The organism is Acetomicrobium sp. UBA5826, assembly GCF_002433005.1.
In the GTDB taxonomy this organism is placed as follows: domain Bacteria; phylum Synergistota; class Synergistia; order Synergistales; family Acetomicrobiaceae; genus Acetomicrobium.
Genome location: NZ_DJHF01000010.1, coordinates 19,425 through 28,980, shown reverse-complemented (window position 1 = coordinate 28,980; position 9,556 = coordinate 19,425). Strand labels below are relative to the sequence as shown.

The 9,556-nt window shown below is 45.3% G+C and carries 9 protein-coding genes, 1 tRNA gene and 1 pseudogene; all 11 read left to right on the top strand.

Features of this window, described 5'->3' with window-relative positions; genetic code table 11:
• A pseudogene (locus B3N34_RS02425) lies at positions 1 to 226 on the top strand (glutamate formiminotransferase); the annotation flags it as partial.
• A gap of 2 nt (positions 227 to 228) precedes the next feature.
• A complete protein-coding gene (gene hutI, locus B3N34_RS02420; RefSeq protein ID WP_286974643.1) occupies positions 229 to 1,473 on the top strand; it encodes an imidazolonepropionase in 1,245 nt (414 codons plus the stop codon).
• Positions 1,474 to 1,476: 3 nt separating this feature from the next.
• Entirely contained in the window at positions 1,477 to 2,103 is a 627-nt protein-coding gene (locus B3N34_RS02415; RefSeq protein ID WP_286974641.1) for a cyclodeaminase/cyclohydrolase family protein, read from the top strand.
• A 282-nt stretch (positions 2,104 to 2,385) separates the two neighbouring features.
• Positions 2,386 to 4,281 (top strand): aldehyde ferredoxin oxidoreductase family protein, encoded by a 1,896-nt coding sequence (locus B3N34_RS02410; protein ID WP_286974640.1) that lies wholly within the window; start codon positions 2,386 to 2,388, stop codon positions 4,279 to 4,281.
• Positions 4,282 to 4,526: 245 nt separating this feature from the next.
• Positions 4,527 to 4,601: transfer RNA gene (locus tag B3N34_RS02405), tRNA-Val, on the top strand.
• A 114-nt stretch (positions 4,602 to 4,715) separates the two neighbouring features.
• Positions 4,716 to 5,090 carry a holo-ACP synthase gene (acpS, locus tag B3N34_RS02400; RefSeq protein WP_286974639.1) on the top strand — a complete coding sequence of 125 codons (375 nt, stop codon included), beginning with the start codon at positions 4,716 to 4,718 and terminating at the stop codon, positions 5,088 to 5,090.
• On the top strand, positions 5,087 to 6,691 hold the full coding sequence (locus tag B3N34_RS02395; protein WP_286974638.1) for an NAD(P)H-hydrate dehydratase: 1,605 nt from the start codon (positions 5,087 to 5,089) through the stop codon (positions 6,689 to 6,691). The genes acpS and B3N34_RS02395 overlap by 4 nt, the downstream gene beginning before the upstream one ends.
• A 205-nt stretch (positions 6,692 to 6,896) precedes the next feature.
• A complete protein-coding gene (gene tsaE / locus B3N34_RS02390) occupies positions 6,897 to 7,349 on the top strand; it encodes a tRNA (adenosine(37)-N6)-threonylcarbamoyltransferase complex ATPase subunit type 1 TsaE (RefSeq protein WP_286974637.1) in 453 nt (150 codons plus the stop codon).
• Complete coding sequence (gene tsaB, locus B3N34_RS02385; RefSeq protein ID WP_286974635.1) at positions 7,337 to 8,017, top strand: tRNA (adenosine(37)-N6)-threonylcarbamoyltransferase complex dimerization subunit type 1 TsaB; 681 nt, start codon at positions 7,337 to 7,339, stop codon at positions 8,015 to 8,017. The genes tsaE and tsaB overlap by 13 nt, the downstream gene beginning before the upstream one ends.
• Positions 8,018 to 8,223: 206 nt before the next feature.
• The gene (locus tag B3N34_RS02380) at positions 8,224 to 8,430 is read left to right on the top strand and encodes a 4Fe-4S dicluster domain-containing protein (RefSeq protein WP_286974633.1); all 207 of its coding nucleotides are present in this window, start codon (positions 8,224 to 8,226) and stop codon (positions 8,428 to 8,430) included.
• The gene (locus tag B3N34_RS02375; protein WP_286974631.1) at positions 8,423 to 9,556 is read left to right on the top strand and encodes a 2-oxoacid:acceptor oxidoreductase subunit alpha; all 1,134 of its coding nucleotides are present in this window, start codon (positions 8,423 to 8,425) and stop codon (positions 9,554 to 9,556) included. Before B3N34_RS02380 ends, B3N34_RS02375 begins: the two co-directional genes overlap by 8 nt.

Sequence of the window (9,556 nt, the reverse complement as noted above, 5' to 3'; positions counted from 1 at the left end):
GAGCATGAACATCGTGGATTACGAAAAGAACGCCCTATATCGCGTCTTGGAGCTGATAAAATGCGAGGCGAAACGCTGGGGGGTTTCGGTAGCGGAGACCGAAGTCTACGGCATGGTTCCTGCTGAGGCATTGCTTCAAAGCACTTCTTATTACATGCAGATCTCCCATTTCGACCCCAATCAAGTAATTGAGCTAAGGCTTCTTGATCTTTTGGGCAGGGATTGAAGATGACCTTAAAGCTTTTCAGAAACGCCAGAATATACACCCCCTTGGATAAGGGAAGGCCCTTGAGGGGGAGCGAAATGAATCAAATTTATTCTGAGGAAAAGGGAGCAATCCTCGTAAGGGATGGCTATATCGAGTCAATTGGTCAAGAATTAGAAGTACTAAAATCCGTCACGGAAGATGCCTTGGAGATCGACCTGTGCGGTCGATGCGTTATTCCCGGCTTCGTAGATCCCCATACTCATGCATGTTTTGTCGGAACCAGGGAAAGGGAATTTATAATGCGCCTCCAGGGAGCTTCCTATCTTGAAATACTCAAAATGGGCGGAGGTATTCTTTCCACCGTCGATAGAGTCAGGTCGGCGAGTCGCGATGAGCTTTATGCAAGCACTGAAGAAGTAATAAATAGAGCTTTGAAGAATGGCACCACTTCTATGGAAATAAAAAGTGGATACGGCCTTTCCTTAGAGCACGAAGTCAAAATGTTGGAGGTCATAGATGCGTTAAAGGGCAAACCTGTCGATATAGTCGCAACTTTTATGGGTGCCCATGCGGTGCCGCGGGAGTACAAAGACAACCCGAAAGCCTATGTCGATCTCGTAGTGGAGGAAATGATACCCCACATTGCTGCTAAGGGATTGGCCAGATATTGTGACGTATTTTGCGAAGAAGGTGTCTTTTCCGTTGACGATGCCAAGAGGATCTTGTTGGCGGCAAGGAAATGCGGTCTGGGCTTAAAAATTCACGCTGACGAAGTGTATGATTTAGGCGGAGCAAAATTAGCTGCCGAGCTTAAGGTTGATTCAGCTGAACATTTACTTGCGGCACGCGAGGAAGGCTTAAAAGCAATGGCTGAAAGCGGTGTGCTCGCCGTATTGTTGCCGGCGACGGCCTTCAGCCTCAGAAAATCCTATGCCCCCGCAAGGAAGATGATAGAAATGGGAGTCCCTGTTGCATTGGCAACGGACTGCAATCCCGGTTCCTGCTATTGTGAATCCATGGAGATGGTATTTAGGCTTGCCCTGTTGGGCATGGGCTTATCGATGGAAGAGTCGCTTGTGGCTTCGACCCTCAACGCTGCCTATGCCATAGGCATGGCAAGTCAGGTAGGCAGTTTGGAAAGGGGAAAAAAGGCCGATTTTGTCGTTCTAGACGGAGAAACGCCCGGTATCATGGCCTACCATTTGGGATGGCGAAACATAAAAGAGGTATACAAAATGGGCCAAAGATTTTCATCGGAGGTGTAGAAGATGTCAATGAAGGAAATGTCTCTGAGATCTTTTTTGGTGGAACTTGCCTCGGATTCTCCGGCGCCTGGAGGGGGGAGCGTGGCCGCTTTTGACGGTGCCATGGGAGCTTCTTTGGTGTCCATGGTGGCCAGATTGACTGTTGGCAAAGAAAAATACAAGGAACATCAGGCAATAATGGAAGAACTGATGAAAGATTGCGATAAAATGCGAGACGAGTTTTTGGATCTAATGGACAAAGATTCAAATGCATTTAACGATTTTATGAAGGCCATGCGCCTTCCCAAAAACACTGAGGAAGAAAAAAGGGAAAGGACTTTTGCCATGCAGGAGGCCCTTAAAAAAGCAGCCTTGGTTCCAATGGAAACACTAAGGAGATGTCTTGATCTTGCAAAAAAGGCGGGAATAGCCGTCGAGAGGGGTAATGTTAATGCCATAACGGATGCAGGGACGGCGTTGCTTCTTGCTTCCAGTTCCGCCAAAGCCGCCTCCTATAACGTATTAATTAACTTGAAAAGCATTAAAGACGAGAGCTTCGCCAATCAATTAAAATCAGAGGTCGAGTCTTTGCTAAAGGCTATTGACGATACCGTTCTAAGGGGATTAAAGAGCTTGGAAGAGAATTTGTAACCATGTGAATATCAAACCGAAATAGAGGAGGCTGTTTGTTAAGGATTAACAACTCTTGTTTTAATGCCTCGTCTAAAATTTAGCTGGAATGCACGTAATGACAGATGGAAAATGCAGGGCGAAATGGCAAAGTATTAATATTGTCTTTCGCCCTGCATTTTCTTGGGAGTACCTTTGCCAGGTCTTTTAGAAAGCAGTGTAAACCGGGTACAAGATAACATCTAATGTAATAGTATAATAAAAGAGATCTATGGTAATTTTTAAAAAGGGGGAGATTGGGGGATGGAGCAAAAATGGTTTCCCGATGCTAAGGTGCTGGAGGTTGATCTCTCAAAAGGGACGATTGAATCGCAAGTTTTGCCAGGCGAGATCTATAGGCTATATCCGGGTGGCTCTGCTTTAGGAACCTATCTGTTGCTTAGAACAATGAAAAGCAAGGCAGATCCCTTATCCGAAGATAATGTCATCACCTTTTCTGTGTCGCCTCTAGTTGGTTTGCCGATAAGCGGTGCAAACAGGCTTTCCATTAACACCAAAAGTCCCTTGACGGGAGGAATAGGGGATAGTCAATCTGGTGGTTTCTTTGCTGCCCATTTGAAAAGCAACGGCTGGGACTCAATAGTTGTGAAGGGGTGTTCGCCAAAGCCGGTTTATCTTTATATCGACGGAGATCACGTTGAGTTAAAAGATGCCACTTCACTACGGGGGAAGGTTACGGCTGAGGTTGAGCGGGCAATCAAAGATGAACTTCGCGATAATCACGTTGAAATAGCCCAAATTGGGCCTGCGGGTGAGAAAAAGGTGCGGTTTGCCTGTGTTATAAACATGGCCAATAGGGCTAATGGCAGAAACGGAACAGGTGCCGTAATGGGCTCGAAGAACTTAAAAGCCATTGTGGTTAAGCGCAAAGCTCCTCAAAGGCCCTTCGATGGCGATGGTTTTAAGTCGTTGGTAAAAAGGGTCACCGATGCCTTGCAAGACAGTGAAGCTCATCGATCGCTGCATAAATACGGCACAGCCGGTATACTTGCTAGTTTTAACAATGCGGGATACCTTCCATCAAAGAATTGGACAAGTGGATACCTTCACGATGGTTTCAACATATCAGGGCAGGCTATGACAAAAACCATACTGAAAAGAGAGGACACATGCTTTGGATGTGTGGTCAAATGCAAAAGAGTAGTGGAAGTCCCGGGCAAGATTGACAGCATATACGGAGGCCCCGAGTATGAGTCATGTGCTGCTTTGGGATCGTACTGTGGCGTTATTGATCTCGAGGCAGTAGCATACGCTAACCAGTTATGCAATATGTATGGTATGGATACAATAAGCTGTGGCGCTACAATAGCCTTTGCCATGGAATGCTTTGAAAGTGGAATCATAGATACCGTTGACACAGATGGCATAGAATTGAACTTCGGAAATGGCAGTGCGCTAGTGAAAATGGTAGAAAAAATAGCTAAAAAAGAAGGATTTGGCGGCATACTTGCCGAAGGAAGCGCGAAAGCCGCAAAGATAATAGGCAGAGGATCGGAAAGGCTTTTGGTGACGGTGAAGGGACAGGAATTTCCGGCCCATATGCCTCAATGGAAAGCCGCCCTAGGACTGATTTACGCGATTAATTCTTATGGCGCAGATCACCAATCGAGCGAACACGATCATATTCTAGCCGCGGGTCCCACATCTGAGGAGCGAAATAGGTTAGCCAAGATTGGCGTTTGGAAGGGGTCTAAAGAATTTAGATCTCTTGACGAGGAAAAAGTAAGATTTGCTTTCAATACTCATTGTTTTTACTATTTGATGAACACTCTATGTTTGTGTCAGTTTATTGCCGGGCCTGGCTGGCAAATCATCGGACCCAGCGAAGTCGTAGAACTTTGCCAAAGCGGAATTGGTTGGGATACTTCTGTGTATGAACTAATGCTTATCGGTGAACGACAGGTCAATATGATGCGCTTTTTCAATTCTCGTGAAGGTTTTACAAAGGATAACGACACTTTGCCTGAAAAGGTTTTTATCCCCCTCTCAGGCGGACCCAGCGATGGAGTGTGTTTAGACAGGGAGGAATTTAAAAGTGCGCTCGAAATGTTTTACAAAGTAGCTCAGTGGGATCCAAGCAATGGCAATCCTACGGAGGGTGCGCTAAGGCGTTTGTCTTTGGGTTGGCTTCTCAGTTAATTCAATAATCTTCGCCTTGGCCATGGTGGTAAGAGTCTCCTTATCTTAATTATCTTAATTGGTTTGGTTGGTTCTTACCACCATTGTATTTTCAAAGCCAAATTCCACATAAAGATTGTAGAGTCCAATTTCTGTTGACAACAGCCTTTAGGTTTGATAAAGTTTACTGCAGCGAGAGAAGGGAATGCGATGTGTGTCTAGCCGTTTTCTATGCGTGTTATACATACATCAAAAAAGTTCTTGTTGGGTGGTTAGTTCAGAGGAAGAACGCTTCCTTGACGCGGAAGAGGTCGCAGGTTCGAGTCCTGCACCACCCACCAAAGGTTTTCGCAAGGAGTCTGGTCGAGGTACTGGACTCCTTTTTTTATAGCCTTTAATATAGTTATGACGAATATGTCGAACAAGCAAAGGTGGAAAAGAGGTTTGGTTCTGTCTTGATTAAGGGTATTGGAGTAGATGTATGCGATATAGGTAGAATTAAGGAAAGCATAAAGTCGGACCATTTTTTAAAAAGGGCTTTTACCGACGTTGAAATAGAGTATGCCCTCTCGAAGGCTCGCCCAGAACAGCACTTGGCCGGCTGTTTCGCCGCCAAAGAAGCTCTTTCTAAGGCCCTTGCCGTGGGCTTATGGGATTTGGGACTGAAAAATGCTTGGGTAGTTCGCGGAAATGAAGGTGAGCCCAAGTTCGGCTTTAGCGCATCTTTATCGGAAAAGCTATGCAGAAGCGGGATAGATAAGGTGTGGTTGACAATTAGCCATGAGAAAGAAATGGCAGCGGCTTTTGTTCTTTTGGAGGCATTAATATGATTCCTCTTTATACAGCAGAAATGGCTAAAAAAGTAGATAAGACACTCATGGAAGATTTTTCACTTCCGGGTATAGTTTTAATGGAAAATGCAGGAAGGTCCGTGGCATCGTATGTTTCGGAATTGATGAAAGATAAAAATGGGAAAGTTTTAATATGTGCGGGTCCGGGCAATAACGGAGGAGACGGCTTCGTTGCGGGAAGACATCTCCTAAACTATGGTTACGAAGTTAAATTGATCACTTCTTTGCCAATGTTTGAGCTTTACAAAGGAGATGCACTGATAAACGCCAACGCCTTTGTAAAGGTGGGAGGTAATATCTGCTTTTCCAATGAGTTATCGGATCTGAAACTAGAAAAAATGATAAAGGATACGGACCTATGTATTGATGCCTTATTAGGTGTGGGCTTTAAGGGAGATCCCCAAGGCGAAATTGCAAGATTAATCGAGGCTATTAATAAGGCTGCTTTAGTCGTCTCAATAGATGTCCCAAGTGGGGTAGATTCTTCGTCGGGGCGAGTTCCCGGAGTTGCGGTTAAGGCAGACGTTACCGTAACGATGCACCTGCATAAAATCGGGCTTTATGTGGCCCCTGGCTGCACCTATGCAGGAGAGGTTCTATTGGCGGATATTGGCGTACCTCCTATGTTGGGAGCTTTGACCTATAACGCTAACTTTTTTTTGTGGAACGAAGAATCGTCTATCGATGCATTACCTAATAGGCCTTTAGACATACATAAGGGCAACAGGGGAAGTGTCGCCATTCTCGGAGGATCCGATCTTTATCGCGGTGCTCCCCTGCTTGCATCCATGGGGGCATTGAGAGCGGGAGCCGGTATAGTGTATATGATTTTACCCGAGAAGGTTTATGAACAAACAGGCCAATTCTTGCCAGAAGCCATCGGCGTTCCAGTGAGATCGGATGAGTATTTTTTGACGACCAAGGCGCTTGATGCAATTAGTGCGATAGAAGACAGGATAGATGTATTGATCGTTGGACCAGGTATGGGCAGAAGGGAAGAAACTGTAAATTTAGCTGTGAAACTTTGGCAGGAATATCCTAAAAACATGATTTACGACGCTGACGGGCTATATGCCCTTTCTCTCAATTCTGCTGTTTTAGAGAGGAGAGATAATGTAATCTTAACCCCACACGAAGGTGAAGCAGGCAGATTGTTGGGTTGCTGCGCTTTGCGTGTGCATGAAAATCGGCTGGAGGCGACAGAAAGGATCAGTCTTAAATACGGGCCCGTTGTATTGAAGGGTTTTCACAGCATCATCGGTGATGGTTTGCGTTATCTTGTTTGCAACGCCGGAAGCCCGGCCCTTTCGGTGCCGGGTTCGGGGGACGTATTGAGCGGAGTTATTGGAGCTTTATACGCCTCTGGGCTTGATCCTGTCGATAGCGCCGGTCTGGCGGTGTGGTTGCACGCTAAAGCGGGAGAAAACCTAAGTTGCCTTGAGGGTGTTGACGGATCTTTGGCGCGGGAAATTGCCGATCAGGTAAGATTCGTAATGGGGGATATTCGATATGCCAAGGAGAAAAATAGATTGGGAAGAAGAGTTGGAAAAGACGGAAAGGATACGCCGGCGTGGTTTTAGAATCACTGTCCTCTCCCTTGCCTTTATAGCCATGTTTTTTATGGGCAGTAAATTTCAAAACTATCGACTTGCACCACCCTTTTATGTAGTTATGGTCTTATTGGGTCTTTTGGGTATTATATTAATATATGGTCGAAGAAAGTGAATGGCGGTGAAATATTTTTTGATGGATCATTTATATTCTTATATTATCAGATCGCCAAAAATGATGTTAGATTTGGGAAGCGTTATTGCCTCTCTCGTCTTTCCGGGTTTGGTGATTTACCTGGATGGGAAACTAGGCACGGGTAAGACCACGCTTGTCAGAGGCATTGCTTGGGCATTAGGTTGGCGCGAGGTTAGAAGTCCCTCTTTTACTCTTGTCAATGAATATCCCACTGATCCGCCAATGGCGCACATTGATCTTTATCGTTTAGAGAGAACCGAATTTGAGGATATCGCCGTCGAGGAATACATTGACAATGGCTTTTTTGTTGCCATTGAGTGGGGAAAGCCCGATTATTTCCCCTATATAAATCAATGGTGGCATGTAATGATCTTATATGATGATGACTTAATCAAAAGAGAAGAAAGAAAGGTTAAAATAACTGCATTTGGAGATAAAGCTGAAGAAAGATTAAAACACTTAGATAGGATGGTCTCGTCATGGGCTCTTTAAAATCCAACGATTGTCTAGTACTGGGGGTAGATTGTTCTACGAAATATACTGCCATTGGATGCGTTAGGTGCGGCAGGGTAATTGGAGAAATTTCCCTCGACCTGGGCAGGTATCAATCCTCCCTTCTTCCGGGTTTGGTAGACGAATTGTTGGGTTTTTGGGGTTTCAAACTGACGAATGTCGATGCCTTGGCCGTAACAATCGGCCCGGGTTATTTTACCGGCCTTCGCGTCGGGTTGTCTTATGTCACAACCTTAGCCTACGCGTTGGAAGTGCCCGTAATTCCGCTTTCTTCGCTAAAGGTTCTGGCCGGCGATTTTATTGAAGCTAAAAATGTGATTACGATGCCCGTAATTTGGGCGAGGGGGACTCAATATTACTCTTGCATTTTTGAAAGCGACGGAGAGGATTTAAAAGAAGTAGCTACCCCTGATGTCTTGGATGAGCAGGATATCATTGCTAGAGCAAAAGATATGTCTTTAGAGAGAGGGAAAACGGTATTTGTGATTGGCGATGACGTAGCACGTTTTCAAGAAAAACCTTCAGGAATTCATTTCCTGGCAAATGGCGTAAGAGGCGGTAATGTAGCCAAGCTCGGTTTTAAGATGAGAAGCTGCGCCAGATCACCAATGCAAATTGAAGCTTTGTATTTGAGAAGACCATACTAAGTTAAGATTCACTTTATATAGGATATAGGCTGCTATGGCATAAAACATGTGACTAAAATAACATTAGTGTGTTAAAGGCAATTTGTCAGAATTTTTGTAATAGTAAGATCATGTCTATATTTGCGTGATAATTCTTTTATAGTCATAATTAAATTTGGAATTATAAAATCACAATAAGACTCATTCCATGGAGGGTGGTGTCTCCCTTGGCAAAATTTGTTGTGGACGTAAATGAAAAATGGTGCAAGGGTTGCGGGCTATGCGTGGCAATATGCCCTAAAAAGGTGTTGGAATTTAACGAGAGAGTGAAATCGGAGCCGGTAAGGATTGACGATTGTATTGGATGTCATCAGTGCGAAAATATCTGCCCTGATTTCGCGATTACGGTTAAGGAGGCGAAACCAAATGCCTAAAGTTGAATTTTGGCAGGGCAATACGGCTGTTGTAATGGGGGCAATAGCTGCAGGTTGTCGGTTTTTCGGCGGATATCCGATTACTCCTTCTTCGGAAATCGCCGAGATAATGGCTGCCGAGTTGCCCAAGGTTGGCGGAAAGTTCATTCAGATGGAAGACGAGATTGCAAGCATTGCTTCTGTTATCGGAGCATCTATTGCCGGACTTAAAGCTATGACTGCCACATCGGGCCCGGGATTTTCCCTGAAACAGGAAAACATTGGCTTTGCCTACATGACCGAAGTCCCTGTCGTCGTCATTAATGTTATGAGGGGAGGCCCATCGACGGGTTTGCCGACGAAGGTCTCGCAACAGGATGTCATGCAGGCTCGTTGGGGAACCCATGGGGATCACGAGACAATTGCATTGGCTCCGGCATCCGTACAAGAGTGTTACGAATTGACCATTGAGGCCTTTAATTTATCGGAACGGTTTAGACAACCTGTAATTTTGTTGAGCGACGAAGTTGTGGGCCATATGAGGGAAAAGATAGTGATTCCAGAAAAAGGGTCTTACCATATAGTAGATCGCAAAAGGCCTAAAGAAGATCCTGAAAAATTTGTTCCCTATAAGCCAGATCCGGAAGACGACATTCCCCCCATGGCATCCTTTGGGGACGGTTACCGATGGCATGTGACGGGCTTGACGCACAATCAATGGGGTTTTCCAACCAACGACCCCGATATTGCTGAGGAGAAAATTCTGCGATTGATGCGTAAGGTGAGGCGTTTCAAAGGCGAAATAGTTAAATATGATACATATGAAGTTGAAGATGCTGAAATATTAGTAGTTGCTTACGGCTCTGTTTCCCGAACGGCCTTGAGCGCAGTGCGGGAGGCAAGGAGCAGGGGAATGAGAGTCGGCTTTTTCAGGCCAATAACTCTTTGGCCCTTTCCCGATGACGAACTTCGCGGGCTGCTGGGCGGCGTAAAATCCGTGTTAGTGCCCGAGCTTAACTGTGGTCAAATGATTCTCGAAGTGGAAAGGGTTGTGGGGGGTAAGGCCAGGGTCTTCGGAAAGGGCTTGGTCAACGGAGAGCTTTTCAGGCCCTCCGAGATTTTTGATTTTATCAAGGAGGTAGCGTAA